We start from the raw sequence: 22,969 nt of genomic DNA on the forward strand, positions 1-22,969 counted from the left end.
TAAAAATAGTCCATTTCTTTAATTAGAAGAACAATTAATACATTCAAAACCGTGAAACGCTTATTATTTTTTATTTACCTCTTACCAATTATTTTATTAGCACAACACAGCATTAAAGGAAAATTCTCTCCCGCGAAAGAATACAATTTTGCTTTACTTTACAAGGTAACTCCAACTTTGTCAGAATATATTTCTAATACAGAAATTGATAAAGAAACTGGTTGTTTTGAGTTTCAATTAGATTCTACAAAAACAAAAGGAATGTATCGTGTGGTATATGCTATACCTCAAGAAGATTATAATTTTGATATTATTTACAACGGTAAAGAAGATATTGAATTAACTTTTAATTCTGAAACCGGCGTTACTTTCAAAAAATCTGACGAAAACAAATTATTAGCATCATACACCAATAGCATGTCTATGGTTACGCAAAGCATTGGAAATTATTTTAGAGAAGAAAGCAAAAACTCCAAAGCTTTAAAATCGATATTTAAAACACAACAAGAAACACAAGAAAATTTTGAAAAAGCAGCAGAAGGCATGATGGCTTTAGATTTTATTAAAGCCAACCAACCTTATGTCCCAACTGAATTTGAAGACTTAAAAACCTATATAAATAACTTAAGAATACACTATTTCGATCATATAAACTTCAATAGCAAAACTCTACAGAGCTCTAATTTTTTAGAAGAAAAAATGCTGAATTATGTTTTCGGAATGTCTTCTGAAATTGAAGATGAAGCTACAGTTTACAAGAATAATATCGATGTTTTTCATGAAATTTTAAAAACAACGCCACAAGGTGTAAAACGTATTTTATTAGTAGATTTATGGCAACAAATGGCAGATTTAGGTTTTGAGTCGGTTGCTAACTACATTTCAGACAAGTATTTAATGCCAGTTGCAAAATCGTTAAATGATAAAGATTTAATCGATGGTTTAACCTTATTTAAAAACACATCTATTGGTAGAAAAGCACCAGATTTCACATTAGAAATCAAGAAAGATAAGAAGCTAGTTAAAACACAATTAAGCGCGCTAGATATAGCTCAAACTTATGTGGTTGTTTTTTGGAGCAGCACATGTTCTCATTGTTTAGATGAAATTCCACAGTTACAATCTTTTGTACAATCTTTAGATAAAGGTTTAGTTCAAGTTGTAGCAGTTGGTCTAGAAGATGATCCTTATAAATGGAAAGATTTAACCTATTCTTACCCAAGTTTTATACACGTTTATGGCGAAGGAAAATGGGATAACAAAATAGGAAACGATTACGGCGTTACTGCAACGCCAACATATTTTATTCTAGATAAAGACAAAAAAATTATTTCTAAACCTGAAGATTTTAAAGTATTGCAAGCCTTTTTTGGACAAGAAACTGATGAAGAATAATATCTATTAAAAATGATAAAAAGCGTTCTCTAAATGCTCAATTTTAAAACCTTTGCCTTCTTTTACAATCGCAACAATATCAAAACGCACCTCAACATCTAGGCTGTTAGAAATCACGTATTCATCTACCGCTTTTACTAAGCGCTGAATTTGTTTGGGTTTTACAAACTCTTCTGGGTTTCCAAAATCGCTGGTCGATCTTGTTTTAACTTCAACAACGGCAAGAACATCAATTTTTTTAGCAATAATATCAATTTCCGATTTCTGATAACGGTAATTACGTTCCACAATATCATAACCATTTTTCAATAGAAAATCGACTGCCAATTGTTCTCCTTTTTTACCAAGCTCGTTATGTTTTGCCATAAACCAAAGGTATACTTAATTTTACAACTAACCTGAACAGCTATGCTTTTACAGGTTTTCAATTTGATAATATTTTGCCCAAGATTTAAATCTACCAACAAACATTTTAAGGTAATTTTCCGAGAGAAAAATATTAGACCAATCCCATCTTTGAGCTTGCACACCAAGATAAAACACAAAAACCACAAGTCCCGCCATAGGAATGAGTTTTAATTCTTTTTCAGATAATTTAGTGATGCTTTCGTAGCCTTTTAAAAAGCTTTCTTTTTTTATTTCATATTCATTTTTATCTGCCTCGATATAGAAAAGTTGTTTACAAAAATAGCCAACATCCAAAATTTGCGAACCATTGCCACAAAAATCAAAGTCGAAAATTGTAATATCCGTTTTATTAGCAATACTCATATTATCATACCAAATATCCATATGAACAACACCTTGTTTTGTATGCTCGAAATGCGAATCTTGATACGATGTTTCAATGGCTTTAATAAATTCCATTTCGGGTAATGCCTCTGAAAAGTACGGCTTCAATTTTTTATAAGAAGTTTCTAAAAGCGATTTTTTATTATAAATACTGCGCTTAAGCTTTTTGTTTTCGGTGACTTTATGAATTTTCGCCATAAGTTCGCCTACTGCAAAACAAGAGCTGCTATCCATAAACCTTACTTTTTCTCCTTTTGCATATGTAAAAAGCACGGCATACCTAAGTCCTTCTGGAGCTTTTATATCTTGTATGTACTTTGTGTTTTTATCCCGAATAGGAAAAGAAACGCTTAAACCATTTTCTTTTAATACATTTAACAAGCTAATTTCTTCTTGAATTTCAGTTTTAGATCTCCAATTATAACAATATAATCTTAAAACATATTTTATTTTCCCAGAGGAAAGCATGTAGGTATGATTCATTCCTGTTCGGAAAAGTTTGCATTCTAGGTTAGAATCTAAATTGTATTTTTCTTTAATATAATCGCCTAATTCTTGTGCGGAAATAGTTGAAGTTATAACTGGAAATGTTTTCATTTTTTACACTTTACAAAAAAATATTTCACTTTTAATTTTAAACTAAATTCGCTGATAACCTAGCCCTGATAGCAGCGACATCCTTTTTGTGAAGCTTAAATCTTAACTGCACTAAATTAATAAGTCGAATTTTTCCATAAAGATACTAAACCCTTTAATTAAGATCGAAATTGCTTCTCAAAAAGATATAGCGTATAGCAGGATTAGCTCCTAAAAATTATTTTTAAGAAGCTTTAAACACGGTATTCAAGACTGTTTTGAAATTATTTACTTAAACGAATACCTTAATCCTAAAAAAGCTCTTATTCCTTGGTTTGGCGCGTAAACATAAGACGGATCGAAGGTTAATGCGTACGGATTATCTGGAGAAACCTGGGGGGTGCCTTCATTATCGAAAGTAACATCTTTATCGAAAGGATCGTTTGCTCGTGCGATAATAAACGGGTTGCCTTTATTCGGTGTCCAGTTTAAAAGGTTTTTGACTCCTCCGTAAATTTCTAAATTATCGATACCATCATAAGTAAATTGTATGTTTTGAATACTCCAAGTAGGCGAGTATTCGCTTCTTGGATCCAAATCACTTAATAGCGGTAATCGCATTGGCCCGTAAATATTACCCGTATAATCTACTGTTACATTGTATTTGTAGTTTTTATATGAAGCCGCCCAGGTTCCCGTAAAACGTTCGGTAAGTATTTGACGTGATTTTATACCGTTTTCAGTTTGTGTAACATCTTGAACCGTACCACCAACAAGAAGCTTTATGCCACTAGCTACGGTAGCATCTAGATTTAAACTCATGCCTTTTGTTATAGCCTTACCATCGAGGTTATCGTATATTATTTGGGTAGAATTTGTATCATAATCGGGTGTAATTAAGTTTGAAAAATGCGTGTACCATGCCGAGGCATCTAACCCAATAATCATCCCAGATTTTGTATACATTTTTTTAAGATAGTTAACATTTATGTTAAAAGAACGCTCTGGCTTTAGCTCTTCTGCAATAATAACATCTCTTGCTCCAGTAAGTGCGGCGTGCTCTTCGGTAAAAATATTAACTACTCGAAAACCGGTTCCTGCGTTTACTCTAAAAATATCGTCGGCTGTTGGTTTAAATTTATAAGCAATTCTTGGTGTAAATATGTTCCCGTGTCTTTCGTCATAATCGTAACGTGCGCCCAGTAATACGGTTTGCTTTTCGCTTAGTCTTATTTCATCCTGAACAAAAAGAGAAGGAATCACCACTTCATCTGCTGCTGCGGTCGCTGGTGTATTATCGTTATAATAATTATACCGTGCCGCTGCTCCAAAAAGTAAATCGTGATTTTTAAGAGATTTATCCCAAGTAAATTGTCCGAAACCAATTTTTTGCTGCGCTAAATACTTAACGTCTCCATAAACCGAATTTTGATCGTGATCTGTATACGAAAATTGAAACATAACCTTTTCTTTAATAGGAAGTTGGTATTTACCTATAAACTCACCTCTTTTTGTATAAATACTTTCGCCATAAATTTCATTGCCTCCTCTAAAAGAAGAATCCCATTGCATTTCTCCTCCCCATCGATCTTCGTAAAACACGCGACCAACCAAAGAGAGTACTCTATTTTCTTTACGTTTAAAATTCCATTTTTGAAAAACAGATATCCTATTCTGAAGTGTTAAATCTGTAAAATTATCACCATTATTATCAATAGGGTTGTTGTAATTAAAGTAATTAACACCAAACAGCAGGTTGGCTTTTTCTCCAACTTTAGTATTAAAACCTAAATCTAAATTAAGTTCTCCCCAACCTGTTGCGTAACTATCTGCAAAAAAACGTGGTGCATTTTCGGGAAGTTTAGTTATAATATTAATAAGGCCACCAACGGCTTCACTTCCATAAAGTGATGAGGCTGGACCTTTTACAATTTCAATTTGTTCTATTAAAGAATTCGGAATTCCCGATAAACCGTAAACAGTAGATAAACCACTAACAATTGGCATGCCATCTATTAAAATTAAAGTATACGGCCCTTCCAGGCCATTAATATGAATATCTCCTGTATTACAAACATTACAATTAATTTGTGGGCGAACTCCATTTACATTCTGTAAGGCTTCAAAAATATTTGGAGTGGGGTTCTTTTTTAAAAACGTAGATGAATAAACCTCCACTGGTACCGGGCTCTCTAGACGAGAAACCGCTTTTAATGTTCCAGTGACAACAACTTCTGATAATATTTCGGATTCTGGTAAATCGAAATTTATAGTAATATCTTCTGTAGAGACTGTTATGCTTTTTCTTTGTGTTTGGTATCCTGTAAAAGAAGCTATAACAGTATACTTTCCTGGGCTTATATTATTTATACTAAATGAACCATTATCTCCTGAAACCGCTCCTTTTTGAGTCCCTTTTAAATAAATATTTACATAAGCTAGCGCATCGCCATCTGTTGTTGTTTTTCCTTTTATAGTTTGGGCATTAAACGTAAAACTGAACAAACTTAACATTCCAAATATTAGACCTCTCATGATATTATTTTTATGCAAATATAAAATAATATTTAGATTAGTCTAAAATTAATTTTAATATTATATTTATTATATATTTGCGCCATATCTAAAAAACCAATCATGATTACCCTTACGGAAGAAAATTACCTTAAAGCCATATACCATTTAGGCAAACAAGGCGAAAACAACGTAAGCACCAATGCTATTGCTCAAGAAATGGAAACCAAGGCTTCTTCGGTTACAGATATGATTAAGAAACTTTCGGAAAAAGAATATGCCGATTATAAAAAATATCAAGGTGTTACCTTAACCGTAAAAGGAAAGAAAATAGCCGTTAATGTGGTTAGAAAACACCGTTTATGGGAAGTTTTTTTAGCTGAAAAATTAAATTTTTCTTGGGATGAAATTCATGAAGTTGCAGAACAACTAGAGCATATTAAATCTGAAAAACTGATAAGACAATTAGATGTTTTTTTAGGGCATCCAACTCACGATCCGCATGGAGACCCTATTCCTGATGAAACAGGACAAATAAAAAATATTGATAAAATATTACTAGCCCAAGCAGACGTTAACGATGTTTGTATTTGTGTTGGCGTTAAAGATTCTTCATCCGAATTTTTAAAATATTTAGATAAACACGATATTGCACTGGGAACAGAATTAAAGATAACTCACAAAGAGCCGTTTGATAATTCGGTAACTATAACTATTAATAACTTAGAGTTTATAACTTCTAATATAATTGCAAATAATATTTTTGTAAAGGTTAGTAAAACCTAGCAATTCTCCATTTCTTTTCTTTTTCTCAAAAGCCCGTTATAAGTTAGTCTCAATAAAATGTACAAATCTTCAGCTTTATTCTGAAAAAGAAAAAAAACAACTATAGGCACGAAGTTTGTTGCTTACTTTTACTTAAAACAAAAAAACATGAAGTTGCTATCTCTTATTTTTATAACTGTATTTTGTTTTTCCTGTATTCCAGTGCGTATTGCTCCAACCATCAAAACGGACAAAGTTATGGTAGCAAAAAAGTTTAAACGAAAGCTTCCAAAACGTCAGGCTTTTATTTTTGAAGATCCAAAAAACTCCAACGAGTTTTATAATTACGTAAACACAAAATACGAGTTACAACACCAAGACGTGGAATTTAATGTGCCTTTTAAAGTAGATGGTCAATTACTTTACTTCTCGTTTCATGAAGTAGAAATACCAAACAAGACTTTTAACCTTATTCCTGTTATACTAGATGCTAAGTTAGACCATGAAGGGTACGATCCGCTATTTAAAGACAGTTACACATCGAGACAGGGTAACTGGTATATTGTCATTACCGTAAACGATGAAGCCATGAATGATTGCTTAAAACCTAATAACGTATATAAAGCATCTGTTTTAAAATATTTAAAACAGATGCGATTAGAATACTTAAATACAAGTAATTACTTAGAAGCTTTATTAAGACGATAAATTAGTTCTTTTTAAACTTAACTATTTTTCTAATACTTTTTGGGAATTTCTTTATTGAAGTTAAAGTCAAATCTTTATAATAACACTCAGCTGCTTCCGATTGGATTTGGATTTGCCCTTTATTTAAAATTTCACCTTTATCATTTTTAGCATTTTCAACCACCATAACGACATGGCCGTTTACTAAATGTACTGCATTATTTCCTACCACATAAATCTCTAAATGATTCCACTCACCGTGCGGTGCATCGTGCTCTGATCCCGCATTAATATATCCGTTTGCTTCAAAATACGCATCGGAATTTGGGTTGTATTTTTTAGACTCACCTCTAACATCTGCAGTAGGCTTCCCTCTTTTAGGTTCTGCCGTTCCTCCTCCTAAAGGAATAAAATCGCCTAAATCTGTTTCTTGTACTTGATATTCTAACGAGGTTTTCCATGTTTTCCAAAAAGCGCCGTGCTCACCATAGCAATGGTAAAGGATTCCACTATCACTCTTAGCGTCTAATCTTGGCTCCCATTTTTTATCACCCCATTTAAACATGGTGCTTAAATGATAATTTTCGTAATCTTTTTTTGTACTTATACAGCCTAAAATTTCTCCACTAATATGTAAAATCAATTCATCATTTTCCTTAGAAACTGTAAAAACATCTTTAATATCATTATTTAAACCTAATGCAGTTCCTTTATGCACGTTATCCGATTGATAAGTACCATCCGGCAACCCCGTAACAGTTACATGCGGAACACCAAGCCATTTATCAAATTGGCTTAAGTTTTCGTCTAATAAATGAATAGTTTTAGATTTTTTTTGCGCTACTGAAATTAAACTTGTAAAAATTAGTAGCAGAAAAATGTACTTTAATTTAGAATTCATGGATTGGCTTATTTAGTTTAGCCAAATATAGAGATTTTCTTAAAAAAAGCGGTGATATTTATATTATGAATATCTACTAATGACATCCACAGCCATCATCGCCACCGCAGGCTTTTTTAGAATTCGGTTTTTTCCAGAAGTATTTTTTCACCAAAAAGAAAACAGCAAAAGCCATGGCTGCAAAAACAAGTATATTTTGAATAATTGTATTCATTTTCTTAATTTATTATTTCAGTAATTGAAAAGCAATTAAAGCAGTAATATACGCAATTGCTGTCATAATTACTAATTGCCAAACCGGCCATTTCCAGCTATTCGTTTCACGTTTTACAACAGCCAAAGTACTCATGCACTGCATAGCAAACGCATAAAACAGTAATAATGAAATCCCTGATGCCAAAGTAAATAACGGACCGCCCAAAATAGGGTTGGTTTCTTTAGCCATTCGGTTTTTAATAGTATCTACGTCATCATTTCCAACACTATAAATAGTTGCTAGCGTACCAACAAAAACTTCACGAGCAGCAAAACTACTTACAATAGCAATACCTATTTTCCAATCGTAACCCAAAGGTCTAATTGCAGGCTCAATAGCATGGCCAGCAATACCTATAAAAGAATGTTCTAACTTATACGACGCTATTTTTTGTTGCAATTCATCATCAGATAAATTATTAGAAACATTTGCTGTTGTAACAATTTCTTCTGCCTTATTAAAATTATCTCCAGGGCCATAAGATGCTAAAAACCAAAGCACAATAGAAATAGCTAAGATAATTTTACCAGCTCCAAATACGAAAGACTTTGTTTTCTCTATAACTGTTAATACTACATTTTTAAAAAGTGGCAATTTGTAATTCGGCATTTCAACTACAAAAAAGGATTTACTTTTTATTTTAAGAATCTTATTTAAAATATACGCTGAAACTACTGCAGAACCAAAACCTAGTAAATAAAGTAACATTAAGGTAAGTGCTTGATAGCTTAAACCTAAAAATCGACCTTCGGGAATTACAAGCGAAATAATAATTAAATAAACTGGTAACCGTGCCGAACAGGTTGTAAAAGGCGTAACTAGAATGGTGATTAAACGTTCTTTCCAACTTTCAATATTTCGAGTAGCCATAATAGCAGGAATAGCACAAGCAGTACCAGAAATAAGCGGCACAACGCTTTTTCCGCTAAGGCCAAAACGCTTCATAATATTATCCATTAAAAACACCACACGACTCATGTACCCACTTTCTTCTAAAACAGAAATAAAGAGAAACAGAAAAGCTATTTGTGGAATAAAAATTACGATTCCTCCAAGACCAGAAATAATACCTTCAGCTAATAAATTGGTAAAAGCACCAGCTGGCAAAGTGACTTTAACCCATTCGCTTAATGATGCAAAAGCACCATCTATTAAATCCATTGGTACGCTAGACCAATCGTAAATAGCCTGAAAAATAGTAAGTAAAATAAAAAAGAAAATAAGATAACCCCACACTTTATGAGTTAAAACTTTATCAAGTTTAGAACGTAAATCCTTAGCTTGAGAAGCATCTACCGTTTTTCCTTTTTTAAGAACATTATTTATAAACTGATAGCGTTTTATAGTTTCACGCTGTTGTAAACGTTTTAAATCGCCACTGGTTTTAGTTTTAAAACTTGCAATGGCATCAACTTCTTTCCGGTCCGTTTTTCCGAAGTTAACATCTTGAGTAATTACCAACCAAAGCTTATATATTAACTGGTTAGGAAATGCTTTTCTTAAAGCATCAAAATACGGCTTATCAATCTCCGACGGATCTAAACAAGGCGCTGCTGAAACATCACGGTAATTTGTAATAAGTTCCTTTAAGCGATCTATACCATCTTTTTTACGTGTACTTACTAGTGCTATTTTGGTTTGAAGTTGTTCTTCTAAATAATCGATATCCAACGAAATCCCTTTATACTTCATCCTATCGGACATGTTAATCACAAGAATCGTTGGGATTTCTAAATCTTTAATTTGAGTAAAGATTAAAAGATTCCGTTTTAAGTTCTCAACATCACTAACAACAACAGCAACATCTGGATAATCTTTATCGTTTTTATTTAAAAGTAACTCAATAACCACATTTTCATCAAGCGAAGATGCATTTAAACTATAAGTACCGGGCAAATCGATAATATGAGCTTTTACACCACGTGGCAGCTTACAAACACCTTCTTTTTTCTCCACCGTAATACCTGGATAGTTTCCAACTTTTTGATTTAAACCCGTTAAGGCATTAAAAACAGAGGTTTTTCCGGTATTTGGATTCCCGATTAAGGCGACATTTATTTGCTTACTCATGCGTTACTTTTTCAATTAAAATATGCGAAGCCGTTTCTTTTCTAATAGCAACATGCGACCCGTTTATGTTTAAATACATAGGGTCTTTAAAAGGCGCAAGCTGAATGAGCTCTACAAAATTCCCCGGCAAACAACCCATTTCTAATAATTTCAATGGAATGTTTTTCGATGAAACATCGGTAATAACTGCGCGTTCGCCTCTTTTTAAATGTGCTATAGTGTCTTGCAAGCTTATTTAGATTGATTTTAAAGAAGCAAAAGTAATGTAAATGTTTAGAAGTTAAAAAGTTTATCTAGAAAATAGTTTACAGTTGCCTTGTTTTTATTAAAATTCACATTGCTAGTTTTCGTCGTAACAACCAATATTTAATAACAAATCGACTATTACTTTTCTTGTTTTAAGATTGAAATATCACTTAATAACCTGTCGATATCTTCTTCTTTTGTACCATCATAAAAACCACGAATCTGTCGTTTTTTATCAATAAGCATAAAGTTTTCAGTATGTACCATATCATAGGGGCCACCAAATTCCGCATCCTTTACAGCGAGATAACTTTTTCTGGCCAAATCGTAAATCTCCTTTTTTTCACCTGTAACTAAGTTCCATTTTTTATCGTTTACTCCTTTCTCAATTGCATAGCGTTTTAATTGTGCTACCGTATCAATTTCGGGCGTTACGGAATGTGAAAGCAACATAACCTCATCATCATTTATTATTTCCTTTTGAATTTTCACCATATGATCTGTCATAATCGGGCAGATGGTTTGGCAGGTAGTAAAAAAGAAATCGGCTACATAAATTTTATTTTTATAATCATCTTGAGTAATAGTTTTTCCGTTTTGATTCAACAATGAAAAATCGGCTATTTTATGATATTTTTTTTGATAATGAAGCGTACTATCTACCAACTCAGCACTTACCGAAGCGGGTTGATAAATGGGTAATGGTTGGTAAACATTTAAAGTATTATAAATTAAAGTAATAATAACCAAGGAGATAACCCCAAAAACAATGAAGAAAATCTTGTATTCTTTAAAAATAGAGCCCATTATTCATAAATTTTCAACAAAAATACGAGATAAATTAGAGAAGCAGACTGTGATTGAACCCTAAATTCCTGTTAAAACCATTTGCTTTGTGTGATAGACTTTTTTAAAGTTGGTTTAAAAGCTTACTTTTGTGCGATTATAAAAAATTGATTGAAGAATATATGGAGTTTGTTATTAAAATATCGCAGTTTTTGCTAAGTCTTTCGCTGTTAATTGTTTTACACGAATTAGGGCATTTTATCCCTGCAAAGCTTTTTAAAACGCGAGTAGAAAAATTTTACTTATTTTTTGATGTAAAGTTTTCTTTATTCAAAAAGAAAATAGGCGATACCGTTTATGGAATTGGCTGGTTACCTCTTGGTGGCTATGTTAAAATTGCCGGTATGATAGATGAAAGTATGGATACCGAACAAATGGAAAAAGACCCCCAACCATGGGAATTTCGCTCCAAACCTGCTTGGCAACGTTTAATTATTATGCTAGGTGGTGTTACTGTAAACTTTGTTTTAGCAGTGGTTATCTATATTGGAATGAGTTATTTTTATGGTGACAAATTTCTTCCTATTCAAAATATTCAAGATGGTTTATTAGTACAAAGTAGCGTAGCTAATAACGCTGGACTTCTAACTGGTGATAATGTTGTTGCCGTTGATGGGACTAAAATTGAAAATTTTTCTCAAGTATCTGAAAAAGTTCTTTTTGGAAAAGACATTACCATTGAGCGCAACGGACAAGAAAAGACCATTACATTTCCTGAAGATTTTTTAGCACAATTAATAGAATCTAAAGAAAAAGGCTTTATAAGTTTAAGAATGCCTTTCGCTGTAGTTGAAGTACCAGACTCCTCTGCAAACAAAAGTAGCGGACTTAAAAAAGGAGATATTATTGTTGGCTTAAATGATTATAAAACTAAATATGTAGATCAAGTTGTTACTGGCTTAGATAAATTTAAAGGTCAAAAAGTTTCGGCTACCGTATTAAGAGATGGTAAAGAAACGACCTTACCTTTAAGCATTAGTAGCGATGGTAAATTAGGTATAGTCTACGCACCACAATCTACATTTTCAACACTAGAAGCTTTAAATTACTATAAATTTGAAACTAAAGAATATGGCTTTTTTGAAGCCGTTCCTGTTGGGTTAGAAAAAACTGGCGATAAAATATCGTCTTACATCACACAGTTTAAGGCTATTTTCACACCAAGTACAGGCGCATACAAAGGCGTAGGAGGCTTTAAAGCTATTTACGATATATTTCCTAGCTTTTGGAGCTGGCAAGTATTCTGGGGTATTACAGCGTTTTTATCTATTATGCTAGGTGTTTTAAACTTATTACCTATTCCTGCTTTAGATGGTGGGCATGTTATGTTTTTGCTATACGAAATGATATCTGGAAGAAAGCCAGGCGATAAATTTATGGAGTATGCACAAATGGTTGGATTCTTTCTTTTAATAGCATTAGTACTGTTTGCAAATGGAAATGATATTTACAAAGCAATTTTTGATTAATTTTTTAAAAAAAATTAAAAAAATGTTTGCGGCATTTAAATAAAGTTCTATATTTGCAACCGCTAAGCAAAATAGCACAGTCCTTCTTAGCTCAGTTGGTTAGAGCATCTGACTGTTAATCAGAGGGTCCTAGGTTCGAGCCCTAGAGAAGGAGCAAAATTAAGTCTAACAGAAATGTTAGACTTTTTTGTTTTTAATAGGTTCCTGTTAGCAATGGGTTTTATTATGATTACTGAATTCATGTAAAATAGCAATGTGTCAACTTGTTTAATAAAAAAGGCAGACTAAAAGGTAGCAATTGAAAATAAAAAGGTAGCAATTTTAAAAGTGTCATTATTCATTTGTTTTGCTAGACCCTATAATATCTTCAAGGTTAATTTTAGTAGACAAGTTTAGATTAAAGATTGGATTAGTGATATAGTTAAAATAGTGCCTTATTTCTCCCCCTAATCTTATTCCTAAACCTTTTTTGCTTGCTACAACAAAATAGGCTTGAAAGGCTCCAAAATAACTTAATTTAGTATGCTTTTCACTGCTTATATTTAAGCCAGGGTTACCGAAACCAATTATAGGGTTAAGAAAGAATTCCAAATCGCTAGTAGGATTATAATATTGCATTGGTAAACTAAGTCCAAAATAACTATCAATATATTTTCTAGTAAAAGTTTTTGGGGTGGTTAATCCTAATTGCAATTCTGTGTTGTTTGATAAAGAATCCAATGATATGGTGGTGTTTTTTAATGTTATTAAATCAAAATTATCGAATGAATAAGTGTCACTTCTTTGTGTGGCTTCTATATGGGCTGCAGCAAATAGTTTGAAGTTTTTATTTTCTGATTCGATTATGTTGTACAACAACTCAAAATATATGCCCAAGTTTTCTTTGCTAACAGATGGTGTTTTATTAGCTCTTTTTGTTGAGTAACTTATTGAATCAGAGCTGGTATTAGTGATTTCGAATAACATGTCGGATCTGCTATCTTCCTCTAATGAATTAGTACTGTTATTTTTATAAGCACCAAAACGAAGGCCTGCACGTTTCCAAATAAGATTTGGAGCAAATACATCAAATTCAGAATAAAAGCTGTTAGCCTCAAATTTATCTTTTAAATCAAAATTAGTTCCGATATAAAAATTATAACGGACCTCTTGCTTGTTAGATGTTTTTAAAAAATATTTAAGTGTATTGTTTGAGTGCTTAAATACTTTTTTAGATTTTCCTTCTACTTCTATAATTTGAAGTTCAATTTTATCTAAGCTATCTATTTCCTTTAAGACCCTACTAAACACTTTTGAGTCTTCTATCTTTTTAATTTCAAAATTATGCTCAGCTGTTTTGCTTATAGACTTAAAAGAAATTGTGTCTTTAAACGCCTCTAAATTTTTAATTCTTAATTTAATTTTCAAGGAATCCTCTGTTAAAGGTATATATCCTTTAGCATCTATTTTAAAAGGAAGTATTATTTCTTGGTCTTTTGAAAAGTCTACGTTTACAATATCACTACCGTTATGACTAAGGCTTAAATTAGATTCAATCTCTTCCTTTTTAATAAGTACAACTACATGGGTATCATTCAAAATGGTAAAAGCGTCATTCAAGCCTGTTTTTTTAATTTTAAATGTAAAACTATTGACTTTAGCAATATTTTTTTGTGAAATAGGCACTTTAATAATAAGTTTCTGAATTAGTTGATTTGGAAGAACTACCTTCTGAATAGTTTTGGTTTCAGTTATACCAATTATTTTGTCATCTTTTAAATCGCTTGAGATTTCAAAAATTATCGGATAGGTCGATACGTAATTTTCAACTTTATTCATTTTCACTTCTAAGCTAATGCTGTCCTTAGAAAAATCAAATTCTTGTTTAGCGTTAACAAATTGTAATGAAGTTTGAGAATTTACAAAGAAACTCGCAAAAAATAAGATTATTCCGATTTTAAATTTCATGAAAGAAAGATTTAATTAGACAAATGCCTACTAAATACTTCTTAGGGAGGGATATAAATATAATATTTTTTTTACAAAAACACTAAAATTATGGAAAAACTAAATATTAGATTAATAATAACAAAGAATAAATCAAGACAAGATGGTAAGTGCCCTTTAATGTGTAGGATTACTTATTTAAAAGTAAGAAAACAGTTTTCCGTAGGGCAATTTGTAAATCCTAAAAATTGGAACAGCAAACAACAACTAGTGAAGCCACTAGAGCCCGAAGCAGACTACATAAATTCACAACTAAGCCTTATTAAGACAAAAATTAATAAGGCTTTTTTATTGCTTCAAATTAAAGAAGAAAGCTTTACTGTTGATGATGTTTACAGCCTGTATAAGGGTGAGAAAACACAAAAACAATATAATATAGTTGAATTTTTTGAACGTTACTTAAAGAAGCTGAAAACCCTTGTTGGTATAGATATTAAGTTAGTTACGTGGAATAAGTTTAATTACATTAAAAATGATGTAAGTTCCTTTGTTAAACATCATTTTAAAACAAATGATTATCAACTAAAAAAAATAGAAATACAATTTATAAATGATTTTGAGTACTATTTAAAAGTAGAAAAGAAGCAAAAGCAGATAACCATTAATAAATCCCTACAAAGGTTTAAAAAGGTTGTTAGAATAGCTGTTTCGGAGGGGTATTTGGATAAAGATCCTTTTATAGTTCATAAAACAAAAACAGTTAGAACTAAAGTTGTTTTTTTGTCTCCAGAAGAATTGGAATCATTAGAACAGCATAGCTTTTCCCAGCCTAGACTACAGTTTGTTAAAGATTTATTTGTGTTTTCTTGTTATACAGGGTTGCCGTATAGAGAGTTAATGAATTTAAAACAAGCTAATATTATTAAAGGATTTGATGGGAATTTATGGATTAGTATGAATCGAGAGAAAACATCTAAGCCGTTATCAATTCCATTGCTACCTAAAGCATTAAAAATTTTAGAAAAATATAAAGAGGGAGGTGTTTCCGTGTTTGCCAGAATAAGTAATCAACGGTATAATTCCTATCTAAAAGAAGTAGCTACTATAGTTGGTATAAACAAGAATCTAACAACGCATATCGCTAGAAAAACATTTGCCAGTACGGTATTACTATATAATGATGTGCCAATGGAAATTGTTAGTGAGCTATTGGGGCATTCTAGTATGAAAATTACACAGGATAGCTATGGTAAGGTAGTTCAGAAGAAAATTGGTTTGGAAATGGAGAGGTTGAAAAGAAAATAATTATATTTCAATATCAAAAAAATCTTTTAAAGGTACCTCAAGTGTTAAGGCTAAAATAGATATAGTTACAACATTTGGGGTAACCACTCCTTTTTCGATTTTATATAGGTACTGCCTATCTTTACCAACTAGCTGAGCTAATTGAGTTTGAGTGATTCCTCTTTTTTTTCTAAAAAACCGAACTCTATTTCCAACTTCTTTGGGTATAGAAGTTTTTAGTTGTTCAAGCTGTTCGTCTGATAATTCTACCATACGGTAAAATTCCAATTTGAAAAAAATATTATTGTAACCTTAAAATACTACATTATAATTATATTTGATAGATACAAGACTCTATCTATGAATTTAAAAGCTTTAAATAAATGAAAAATCTACTATTAATAATAACCTTGTTTGTAAGTGTTAATTTCTGCAATTCACAAACAGGGAAATCCGTAAAGCAGATTTTACAGGAAAATGAAAATACAACCAATCAGGAATCGAGCGTTAAATCTTATTTAGAGCGATTTGAAGCTAAATCAGATTATGACGCAGCATTTAGTAAAATGGTTGATGATATTACAGATAGGGAGAGTAAAAATACATTTCAAGGAAGTAAAAAAAACAATAGCTACTTAACAGGTTATATATCTGAGTTGGTGCCTGTGGATTTAAAGGAAGTAAAAAACCAACGTAAAAAATCTGAGGTAATAAAAATAGGATTAAAGGTGTTTTTGATAGTTTTATTTATAGTTTCAATTGGTTTTGTTATTATGCGTTTGGAAGGTAGAAATAGATAAATGAAATTTATCAGAATTAATACAAATAATATAACCCTTATAAGAGAATGAAATCCTTTTTATGTTTACTAATATTGTCCCCAATAATCGTATTATGTCAATCTTTTAGTGTTGGTTCAGGTTATTTCAATGGAGAGTATGAGAGCTATAAAACAAGTTATAAAGATGAGCTACATAGCCAGAATAACTTTATAGAAGAAACAAGATTTAATATAGCTATTCATATTAAAAGCAGTCCTGTGAGCGGAGGGGTGGTAATTCAAGATCTAAGAATACCTGATAAACTATTAATATATAAGATTGTTCAACTAGACACAGTTGTGTCTTCAAATAATGGCGATTTAAAAATTTATGATGTTTTATCACAACATCTAGAAAGAAATCAATCTGAGAAAATAATATTCTATAATAGCGAAAATAAGCAAATGAATCTTATGGTTTCAGACGGAAATTCAAGCCAGGTATTTTTTAATATTAATAAAAAACTAGAATAGTTTAAAAAGATTAACATGGAAGAAGATAAAGAAAAAAATGGGTGTTTTGTCTATGGAGTTTTAGGCGGCATTGTGTTGATAGGGTGGTTTATTTCTGGTGCTATTTCAAAAGGAGGAATAGAAGGAGGGTTCGAGGAAATATCTACAGAAATTTTTGGCTGGATAATATTTGGGGTTATTGCTCTAATAATTTATGGCATTTATGATTTTATGAAGCGTTAATTCTTATCAAAAAAAAATTTTTGACTCAAAATTTAATTCACTTTTTATTTTCCAATAAGCGCATTTAATTTATTACCCCCCCTCCCGTTAAATTTTAAGATTTAATGAGTGTGCGATTATATCTATCATTCAGCCCCCACTCTTTTTTGGTTTTGAGGGTGCCCCCGAAGGGTTCCTATAATTTTAAAATTCAAAATCATGATCAGAACAGAATTAAAAAACTATGAATCCAGTAACGGTGAAGTTGTGCAAACTAAAGTACTTATTATTCCTGCGCTTATAAAATCTATAGGTAGAAACATCCGTAAGAATAAAAATGGTACAAAATGGCGATTGTGTCAGGCTAGAATAACTATGCCAAATAAAACAGTAACTACTGTGCCAGCTCAATTATTTGAAAGAAGCTACGAAATGTTTCCAGAAAACTTTATTGAAGGAGAAGAAGTTGAGCTAGAAGTTCAAACAGAAGGAGACGGCAAGGGTTTAGCTAAAATGCAATTACCGAGCTTGAATCCTATTGATGTTGATGCGTTTATGTTTAGTCAACTAGGAGAAAATCAAGAGGTAAATAGTGTTAAAGATAATATTGTGGACGAAGAGCTAGTAGTGTAATATCATCACAAAAAAAATAGAAAAAAAAGATTCCAGAAATGGGGTCTTTTTTTTTGTCTTAAAAATTATAGGCACTAATAATATTAATTATACACCATATATTATGAAATTAAGAATATCAGAACGTAAAAAAGCAAAGATTAAAATAGCTCTACAAGGAAGTTCGGGAAGTGGAAAAACATATTCCTCTCTTTTGGTAGCCAAAGGATTAACGGAAGGAGAATTTAGTAAAGTAGCAATAATAGATACAGAAAATGGAAGTGCAGATTTGTATGCTCACTTAGGAGATTATAAAGTCCTGTCTATGAAAGGTCCATATTCACCTGAAAAATACATTGAAGCCATTTCAATTTGTGAAGAAGCAGGGATAGAGGTTATAATAATTGATAGTATATCTCACTGCTGGGATTTTCTATTGGATGTTCACAGTAACATGCCAGGAAACAGTTTTACAAATTGGGGAAAAATAACGCCTAGACAGAATGCTTTTATCAACAAAATCTTGCAATCTAACACTCATGTAATCGCTACTATGCGTGTAAAACAAGACTATGTATTAAACCAGAAGAATGGCAAGTTTGTTCCTGAGAAAGTAGGATTAAAAGCAATACAAAGGAATGATCTTGACTATGAATTTACTATTGTGTTAGATGTTGATATTAATCACAGCGTAAAAGCATCTAAAGACCGTACAGGATTGTTTATAGATAAGCCTGAGTTTATTGTAAACGCATCTACAGGGACTAAAATTTTAAAATGGTGTAACCATGGCAACTTAAAGGTTGACAAGGTTATTTTAAGTGAAATTGAAAACTGTAAAACGATTGAACAATTGAGGTGTGTTTATTTTAAATACCCAGACTTACAGTCCTTAATTAAGCCATTAATATTAAAAAAGCAACAACAACTTGTGGTTTTACAGTCTCAAGTTGTGTCAAATCCGGAAATTATTAATCAATCTAATACTCAGAAACATGGAGTTGATAACAGTAAACAATTCAAGTAATCAAATAATAGAACCTCATAGCATTGTAGAAACCGTAAACAGGAATTTTATAGAAGCTAACACCAAAGCGGTAACATTACAACATCTAAAAGAGGATTGTACAATTCCTGTATACGCAAAAGATAATGAATCTACAATTAGTCATTTTGAGTTTATTGATAAAACTATAGAAATAGTAAATCAGTTATTTCCAGAAGTACAAGCAAAACAACCAGCTATAAGGGTTAGTCACATAATAAAAGGCAGAATTCCTTCAGCTATTGGAAAACCTGCTAAAGAATTATTGGAGCATGAAAAGACCTTGTATTATGAAAGGTGTGCTTTTGTTATTGAGATTCCTTCTGTAAATAAAAAAGTAAATGGTAATGAGTTATCATTATCTATAGGAGGAGTAAGAGCTTATAATCAGGAGAATTTGTATTCTCGAAAGAATCTAGAGAAATTTAAGCTTTTCATAGGTTTTCAGAATAAGGTTTGTACCAATATGTGTATTAGTACCGATGGGTTTTCAAATGAAATTAGAATTGCTTCAATTGAGGCATTAACTAATAAAGCAGGAGAGTTGTTTAGTGCTTATAATATGCAGAAACAATTAGATGTTATGGAAAGTATGGCAAACTTCAGTCTAAATGAGGAGCAATTTGCACATTTTATTGGTAAAATAAAAATGTATCAACATCTTAACAAAAATGAACAAAAATGGTTGTTCCCAATTGGAATAAGTGATAGTCAATTAAGTCATGTAGTAAAGGATTATTATAGATGTCCAAACTTTGGTAAAAATGAAGATGGTTCTATTAATCTTTGGAATTTGTATAATCTTTTTACGGAAGCGAATAAGTCAAGTTATATCGATTCAAACCTAGAGCGCAATGTAAAAGCGTATGAGCTTATTAATAATCTTACTAATTCCATTAAAAATCAGGAATCTAATTATCTATTACCATCAATATAATATAGCTATTTCGTTAAAATTATAAAGTTCAACTAATAATATAAAAATATAATGAACAAGAAAATATTAGCTGAAATATTGAAATATAGCAACCCCAAAATCATGTATATAGTTACTTATAATAATCTTTTAAAGGCATTATTTTGTCCTTTTAAGGTAAGGGTAATCCATGGCGTTGGAGAACTTAAATGGCGTCAGGTAGTTTGGGTGGAAGAGGTAAAGGTGACTACGGATTTAAAAACGGTTTATGTAATTAATGGAGTCTCTTATTTTTACTATCATTTTGAAATATTAATTGAGAATTAAGAGAAAGAGTTTTATGCTGAATTTTGATAACCAACTTTTGAGACGGTTTTTACTCTATAAACAAACAAAACCCCTGAAAATGTAATTGCAATTTGATAATAGACAACTTAGGAGTGATTTTCTTAGTTGTCTATCTTTTTTTCTTATAGGATAGGATATTTCCTCTATATAGTTAGTTTTTAAATCACTACTAAATAGCATTATCACAAATAATAATTTAAAATAAATTTGGAATTCTCATTTTTTTTTCGTATTATACGGTGTTTTTGGATTAAATGAAGAAGGAATAATGATAGTGAAAAATCTAAAAAAACTCTCGTATTGTTATTTGAACACATACCTATTTCTTCTCGCGTTTTAAATAACTATCCCAAAATTAGTTTTAATATGAATTTTCAGCTTGATAGTTGGCTGAATAAGAAAATGAAAAAATGAATTTATTCATTTATGATAGAAAGAAGTATGTATGCGAGAAAAAAAATCAAGAGAATTAATAACTAATAAATTAACAACAACTAATATAATTAAAGTAAATACTATTAATTATGTTACTGATGATACTTTAGATAGTGAATCTTTGTCAATGCCAGTAAAAACAAATGATTTCAGAGGTTTTTATGAGAATAACACAGGGTTAAACAATGTCATTTTTCCGACGTTTTTAACTAGTTGTGAAACTATAACATTACCAAGAGGTGTAGTAAGAAAGGTGGGTAGATTGCCAAAATATATATTAAAAAAGATTGATACGGATATTAGCGTTGCAAAAGAAAAATGTCTGTTGTGTGCTTCCAATTTGACTCCTACCCTGTTCTGGGACAAAAGTGACTATTGGAAAAGTTTATCTTCTACAAGGCTCCAGAAGCAGTTACAAACAAATGGAGATAACACTTATATTTATACAAAAGCACTTTATGCTTTGCGGTATACAACTCCTAAATCTCCAGCTATAATTGAAAGCAAAAAAAATGATCTAGGAAAAGAATCGTATCAAGTTAATGTGGTTTCTAAGCAGTTTCGTTTTACAAGCTCGTATTACAACAAAGAGGTTGTTAACTATTTATTGAAAAATCAGAAATTGGTAGATAATAGGAGAAAATTTTATTACAATAAATTATCAGATGCCATTTCCAATCCTATTGGTAGTAATTTGATTAAACTTTACGAGTATATAGAGTTGCCTACAATTGACGAAATTATTAAACAAGGGATTTTTCTGGTAAAAAATAAGCATAGGACAAATAAGAATAAGCTTTTAACAAGACTTAACAAGAAGGCGAAAAGTTCTTTTGAAGATGTAGATAATAGAAGTTTTATTGAAGATAATATAAAACAATTTGAATATTTAACTTTAAACGGTTATTTGATTCCCAATATTGGTGATGAAAAATCTGGAGGGAGAGTTGTAGATAGTTTTAATTTAATGCCTTCTTGGATTAGGGAATTATGTAAGATTGATGGAGAAAATATTGTTGAGCTGGATTATACAGCATTACATCCTAATATTTGCATGACAATATTTAATGGCGATAAGAAGTTTTTAACGCATGAATATATTGCTGACCAATTGGGGGTAAATCTAAAAGAAGTAAAGATTGAACATTTATCGTTTTTTAATAGACACCCAAAGGACATGGAAAGAAGTGAGCTTTATAGTTATTATAAGCAGCACGAACCGTTAATGTTGAAAAACTTATTAGCAGATAAAAATAAATTTGATTATAAAAATACATCAAGATTATTGTTTAAATATGAAGTAGATATTTTGACAGATTGTATAATAAGGTTAAATGAAAATGATGTTTTTGTAATGTATGTTTATGATGCATTGTATTGCAAAGAGTCTGATGTTGTATTAGTAAAAAAAATAATGAATGAAGTGGTAGTAGAAAAAGGGGTGTATACTACCGTGAAATAATAATGAAGATGATAGAGAAGATGAAGAAAAAAAAGGTTATTTATAAAGTTACAAATGAATTTGATAACAGTGTTTATGTTGGAGTGACAACGTGTAGCTTGCATCAAAGGAAGTTAGATCACCTAGAGAGGGCAGGTAGAGGGGAATCAAGCAAGTTCCATGATGCTATAGGTACTTATGGTTCGGAAGCTTTTAAATGGGAGCAAATAGATACTGCAAGCACCATAGATGAGTTAGCCAAAAAAGAAAAGGAATATATCAAAAAGTTAAATTCTAAAGAACAAGGGTATAACGCAGATGCAGGAGGCGGCATTAAAAAAACCGTTTACCAATACAGTATTAAAGACGGAAGCTTAGTAGATAACTATGATTCTTTAGAAAGCGCAGCTAATGCGGTTAGTGCGTACAAAACTAGTGTTGGTAATGCATGTTTAGGTCAAAACAAAACGTGTAAAGACTATTATTGGAGTTATAATTATAGTGAGCCTTTTAGTCCAGAAAAGGATTTACGCAAAAAACAAGTGGTACAATATTCACTTTCTGGTGAACAGTTAACCATTTATGAATCTGTAGCTGAAGCATCAAGACAAACGGGTGTTTCTAAAACATGTATTGCAAGGGTGTGCAGAGGGGAAAGGAAAAGCTCCAGAGGATTTAAATGGAGTTATAAATAGTTTAATTAAAGCCCAATTACTTTTTAGTGTTGGGCTTTTTTACTTTTTCAATACTTTCTTCAGAATAAAAATAGGCATTACCACATTTTTTAAATTCAAGTTTACCTTCAATTCTATAGTGCATTAAATCGCAACTTTTTATCTTTGCAGTCTCTTGTGCTTCTTTACTTGAAAGCCATTTAGGTTTATTTTCCATTAAAATATATTTATGTTGTGCTGTAATTGAATAGGTAAATGTGTTATAAATAAAGAACA

At 31.3% G+C, this 22,969-nt stretch carries 25 protein-coding genes and 1 tRNA gene; 15 read left to right on the forward strand and 11 right to left on the reverse strand.

Annotated elements, in window-relative coordinates; translation table 11 throughout:
* Positions 1-51 precede the first annotated feature (51 nt).
* Entirely contained in the window at positions 52-1,395 is a 1,344-nt protein-coding gene (locus tag M4I23_RS19895; RefSeq protein WP_249753212.1) for a TlpA disulfide reductase family protein, read from the forward strand.
* Between the two features lie 6 nt (positions 1,396-1,401).
* Here M4I23_RS19895 and M4I23_RS01700 read toward each other — a convergent pair whose 3' ends face one another.
* The 3 genes from M4I23_RS01700 to M4I23_RS01710 form a co-directional block, all read right to left on the reverse strand.
* A complete protein-coding gene (locus M4I23_RS01700) occupies positions 1,402-1,761 on the reverse strand; it encodes a YraN family protein (protein ID WP_249753213.1) in 360 nt (119 codons plus the stop codon).
* 48 nt (positions 1,762-1,809) lie between these two features.
* Positions 1,810-2,784 carry a phosphotransferase gene (locus tag M4I23_RS01705; protein WP_158846296.1) on the reverse strand — a complete coding sequence of 325 codons (975 nt, stop codon included), beginning with the start codon at positions 2,782-2,784 and terminating at the stop codon, positions 1,810-1,812.
* Between the two features lie 267 nt (positions 2,785-3,051).
* Positions 3,052-5,298 (reverse strand): TonB-dependent receptor, encoded by a 2,247-nt coding sequence (locus tag M4I23_RS01710; protein WP_249753214.1) that lies wholly within the window; start codon positions 5,296-5,298, stop codon positions 3,052-3,054.
* Between the two features lie 102 nt (positions 5,299-5,400).
* Here M4I23_RS01710 and M4I23_RS01715 point away from each other — a divergent pair, with 102 nt between their 5' ends.
* Positions 5,401-6,063: a metal-dependent transcriptional regulator gene (locus tag M4I23_RS01715; RefSeq protein WP_249753215.1), complete on the forward strand. Its 663-nt coding sequence runs from the start codon at positions 5,401-5,403 to the stop codon at positions 6,061-6,063.
* Between the two features lie 147 nt (positions 6,064-6,210).
* Positions 6,211-6,750, forward strand: coding sequence for a hypothetical protein (locus M4I23_RS01720; protein ID WP_249753216.1), 540 nt, complete (start codon positions 6,211-6,213; stop codon positions 6,748-6,750).
* Position 6,751: 1 nt separating this feature from the next.
* On the opposite strand, the gene M4I23_RS01725 is transcribed toward M4I23_RS01720, so the two are convergent.
* From M4I23_RS01725 to M4I23_RS01745, 5 genes are all read right to left on the reverse strand, one after another.
* Complete coding sequence (locus M4I23_RS01725; RefSeq protein ID WP_158846302.1) at positions 6,752-7,630, reverse strand: DUF1080 domain-containing protein; 879 nt, start codon at positions 7,628-7,630, stop codon at positions 6,752-6,754.
* Positions 7,631-7,706: 76 nt separating this feature from the next.
* Positions 7,707-7,844: a FeoB-associated Cys-rich membrane protein gene (locus tag M4I23_RS01730; protein ID WP_199269910.1), complete on the reverse strand. Its 138-nt coding sequence runs from the start codon at positions 7,842-7,844 to the stop codon at positions 7,707-7,709.
* Between the two features lie 12 nt (positions 7,845-7,856).
* On the reverse strand, positions 7,857-9,956 hold the full coding sequence (gene feoB / locus M4I23_RS01735; protein ID WP_249753217.1) for a ferrous iron transport protein B: 2,100 nt from the start codon (positions 9,954-9,956) through the stop codon (positions 7,857-7,859).
* Positions 9,949-10,185, reverse strand: a complete 237-nt coding sequence (locus M4I23_RS01740) for a FeoA family protein (RefSeq protein WP_158846306.1) — start codon at positions 10,183-10,185, stop codon at positions 9,949-9,951. The genes feoB and M4I23_RS01740 overlap by 8 nt, the downstream gene beginning before the upstream one ends.
* Before the next feature lie 155 nt (positions 10,186-10,340).
* Positions 10,341-11,009 carry an SCO family protein gene (locus M4I23_RS01745; RefSeq protein ID WP_249753218.1) on the reverse strand — a complete coding sequence of 223 codons (669 nt, stop codon included), beginning with the start codon at positions 11,007-11,009 and terminating at the stop codon, positions 10,341-10,343.
* A 161-nt stretch (positions 11,010-11,170) separates the two neighbouring features.
* Here M4I23_RS01745 and rseP point away from each other — a divergent pair, with 161 nt between their 5' ends.
* Positions 11,171-12,517 carry an RIP metalloprotease RseP gene (rseP, locus tag M4I23_RS01750; RefSeq protein WP_158851610.1) on the forward strand — a complete coding sequence of 449 codons (1,347 nt, stop codon included), beginning with the start codon at positions 11,171-11,173 and terminating at the stop codon, positions 12,515-12,517.
* Positions 12,518-12,597: 80 nt separating this feature from the next.
* Positions 12,598-12,671, forward strand: a tRNA-Asn gene (locus M4I23_RS01755).
* A 179-nt stretch (positions 12,672-12,850) separates the two neighbouring features.
* Here M4I23_RS01755 and M4I23_RS01760 read toward each other — a convergent pair.
* Entirely contained in the window at positions 12,851-14,464 is a 1,614-nt protein-coding gene (locus M4I23_RS01760; protein ID WP_249753219.1) for a hypothetical protein, read from the reverse strand.
* 90 nt (positions 14,465-14,554) lie between these two features.
* Between M4I23_RS01760 and M4I23_RS01765 the strand changes: the two genes are divergently transcribed.
* Complete coding sequence (locus M4I23_RS01765) at positions 14,555-15,748, forward strand: site-specific integrase (protein ID WP_249753220.1); 1,194 nt, start codon at positions 14,555-14,557, stop codon at positions 15,746-15,748.
* Here M4I23_RS01765 and M4I23_RS01770 read toward each other — a convergent pair whose 3' ends face one another.
* On the reverse strand, positions 15,749-16,000 hold the full coding sequence (locus M4I23_RS01770; protein ID WP_249753221.1) for a helix-turn-helix transcriptional regulator: 252 nt from the start codon (positions 15,998-16,000) through the stop codon (positions 15,749-15,751).
* Positions 16,001-16,110: 110 nt separating this feature from the next.
* Here M4I23_RS01770 and M4I23_RS01775 point away from each other — a divergent pair, with 110 nt between their 5' ends.
* The 9 genes from M4I23_RS01775 to M4I23_RS01815 all read left to right on the forward strand — a co-directional run bounded on the left by M4I23_RS01775 (position 16,111) and on the right by M4I23_RS01815 (position 22,714).
* The gene (locus M4I23_RS01775) at positions 16,111-16,527 is read left to right on the forward strand and encodes a hypothetical protein (protein WP_249753222.1); all 417 of its coding nucleotides are present in this window, start codon (positions 16,111-16,113) and stop codon (positions 16,525-16,527) included.
* Between the two features lie 47 nt (positions 16,528-16,574).
* On the forward strand, positions 16,575-17,021 hold the full coding sequence (locus tag M4I23_RS01780) for a hypothetical protein (RefSeq protein WP_249753223.1): 447 nt from the start codon (positions 16,575-16,577) through the stop codon (positions 17,019-17,021).
* A 15-nt stretch (positions 17,022-17,036) separates the two neighbouring features.
* Positions 17,037-17,243: a hypothetical protein gene (locus M4I23_RS01785; protein WP_249753224.1), complete on the forward strand. Its 207-nt coding sequence runs from the start codon at positions 17,037-17,039 to the stop codon at positions 17,241-17,243.
* A gap of 198 nt (positions 17,244-17,441) precedes the next feature.
* Positions 17,442-17,855: a hypothetical protein gene (locus M4I23_RS01790; RefSeq protein WP_249753225.1), complete on the forward strand. Its 414-nt coding sequence runs from the start codon at positions 17,442-17,444 to the stop codon at positions 17,853-17,855.
* A gap of 103 nt (positions 17,856-17,958) precedes the next feature.
* Entirely contained in the window at positions 17,959-18,861 is a 903-nt protein-coding gene (locus tag M4I23_RS01795; RefSeq protein ID WP_249753226.1) for an ATP-binding protein, read from the forward strand.
* Positions 18,830-19,816 carry a DUF3871 family protein gene (locus M4I23_RS01800; RefSeq protein ID WP_249753227.1) on the forward strand — a complete coding sequence of 329 codons (987 nt, stop codon included), beginning with the start codon at positions 18,830-18,832 and terminating at the stop codon, positions 19,814-19,816. Before M4I23_RS01795 ends, M4I23_RS01800 begins: the two co-directional genes overlap by 32 nt.
* 51 nt (positions 19,817-19,867) lie before the next feature.
* The gene (locus M4I23_RS01805) at positions 19,868-20,122 is read left to right on the forward strand and encodes a hypothetical protein (RefSeq protein WP_249753228.1); all 255 of its coding nucleotides are present in this window, start codon (positions 19,868-19,870) and stop codon (positions 20,120-20,122) included.
* Between the two features lie 466 nt (positions 20,123-20,588).
* Positions 20,589-22,040: a hypothetical protein gene (locus M4I23_RS01810; RefSeq protein ID WP_249753229.1), complete on the forward strand. Its 1,452-nt coding sequence runs from the start codon at positions 20,589-20,591 to the stop codon at positions 22,038-22,040.
* A gap of 20 nt (positions 22,041-22,060) precedes the next feature.
* Positions 22,061-22,714, forward strand: coding sequence for an NUMOD1 domain-containing DNA-binding protein (locus M4I23_RS01815; RefSeq protein WP_249753230.1), 654 nt, complete (start codon positions 22,061-22,063; stop codon positions 22,712-22,714).
* Between the two features lie 16 nt (positions 22,715-22,730).
* Here M4I23_RS01815 and M4I23_RS01820 read toward each other — a convergent pair whose 3' ends face one another.
* The gene (locus tag M4I23_RS01820) at positions 22,731-22,910 is read right to left on the reverse strand and encodes a hypothetical protein (protein WP_249753231.1); all 180 of its coding nucleotides are present in this window, start codon (positions 22,908-22,910) and stop codon (positions 22,731-22,733) included.
* Positions 22,911-22,969: the final 59 nt, after the last annotated feature.

Origin of the sequence: Algibacter sp. L4_22 (assembly GCF_023473045.1) — a bacterium.
Lineage (GTDB): Bacteria > Bacteroidota > Bacteroidia > Flavobacteriales > Flavobacteriaceae > Algibacter.

Coding starts and splice junctions, on each gene's coding strand:
- M4I23_RS01700 (WP_249753213.1), bottom strand. CDS start 1,761: ATGGCAAAACATAACGAGCTTGGTAAAAAAGGAGAACAATTGGCAGTC.
- M4I23_RS01705 (WP_158846296.1), bottom strand. CDS start 2,784: ATGAAAACATTTCCAGTTATAACTTCAACTATTTCCGCACAAGAATTA.
- M4I23_RS01710 (WP_249753214.1), bottom strand. CDS start 5,298: ATGAGAGGTCTAATATTTGGAATGTTAAGTTTGTTCAGTTTTACGTTT.
- M4I23_RS01715 (WP_249753215.1), top strand. CDS start 5,401: ATGATTACCCTTACGGAAGAAAATTACCTTAAAGCCATATACCATTTA.
- M4I23_RS01720 (WP_249753216.1), top strand. CDS start 6,211: ATGAAGTTGCTATCTCTTATTTTTATAACTGTATTTTGTTTTTCCTGT.
- M4I23_RS01725 (WP_158846302.1), bottom strand. CDS start 7,630: ATGAATTCTAAATTAAAGTACATTTTTCTGCTACTAATTTTTACAAGT.
- M4I23_RS01730 (WP_199269910.1), bottom strand. CDS start 7,844: ATGAATACAATTATTCAAAATATACTTGTTTTTGCAGCCATGGCTTTT.
- feoB (WP_249753217.1), bottom strand. CDS start 9,956: ATGAGTAAGCAAATAAATGTCGCCTTAATCGGGAATCCAAATACCGGA.
- M4I23_RS01745 (WP_249753218.1), bottom strand. CDS start 11,009: ATGGGCTCTATTTTTAAAGAATACAAGATTTTCTTCATTGTTTTTGGG.
- rseP (WP_158851610.1), top strand. CDS start 11,171: ATGGAGTTTGTTATTAAAATATCGCAGTTTTTGCTAAGTCTTTCGCTG.
- M4I23_RS01760 (WP_249753219.1), bottom strand. CDS start 14,464: ATGAAATTTAAAATCGGAATAATCTTATTTTTTGCGAGTTTCTTTGTA.
- M4I23_RS01765 (WP_249753220.1), top strand. CDS start 14,555: ATGGAAAAACTAAATATTAGATTAATAATAACAAAGAATAAATCAAGA.
- M4I23_RS01770 (WP_249753221.1), bottom strand. CDS start 16,000: ATGGTAGAATTATCAGACGAACAGCTTGAACAACTAAAAACTTCTATA.
- M4I23_RS01775 (WP_249753222.1), top strand. CDS start 16,111: ATGAAAAATCTACTATTAATAATAACCTTGTTTGTAAGTGTTAATTTC.
- M4I23_RS01780 (WP_249753223.1), top strand. CDS start 16,575: ATGAAATCCTTTTTATGTTTACTAATATTGTCCCCAATAATCGTATTA.
- M4I23_RS01785 (WP_249753224.1), top strand. CDS start 17,037: ATGGAAGAAGATAAAGAAAAAAATGGGTGTTTTGTCTATGGAGTTTTA.
- M4I23_RS01790 (WP_249753225.1), top strand. CDS start 17,442: ATGATCAGAACAGAATTAAAAAACTATGAATCCAGTAACGGTGAAGTT.
- M4I23_RS01795 (WP_249753226.1), top strand. CDS start 17,959: ATGAAATTAAGAATATCAGAACGTAAAAAAGCAAAGATTAAAATAGCT.
- M4I23_RS01800 (WP_249753227.1), top strand. CDS start 18,830: ATGGAGTTGATAACAGTAAACAATTCAAGTAATCAAATAATAGAACCT.
- M4I23_RS01805 (WP_249753228.1), top strand. CDS start 19,868: ATGAACAAGAAAATATTAGCTGAAATATTGAAATATAGCAACCCCAAA.
- M4I23_RS01810 (WP_249753229.1), top strand. CDS start 20,589: ATGCGAGAAAAAAAATCAAGAGAATTAATAACTAATAAATTAACAACA.
- M4I23_RS01815 (WP_249753230.1), top strand. CDS start 22,061: ATGAAGAAAAAAAAGGTTATTTATAAAGTTACAAATGAATTTGATAAC.
- M4I23_RS01820 (WP_249753231.1), bottom strand. CDS start 22,910: ATGGAAAATAAACCTAAATGGCTTTCAAGTAAAGAAGCACAAGAGACT.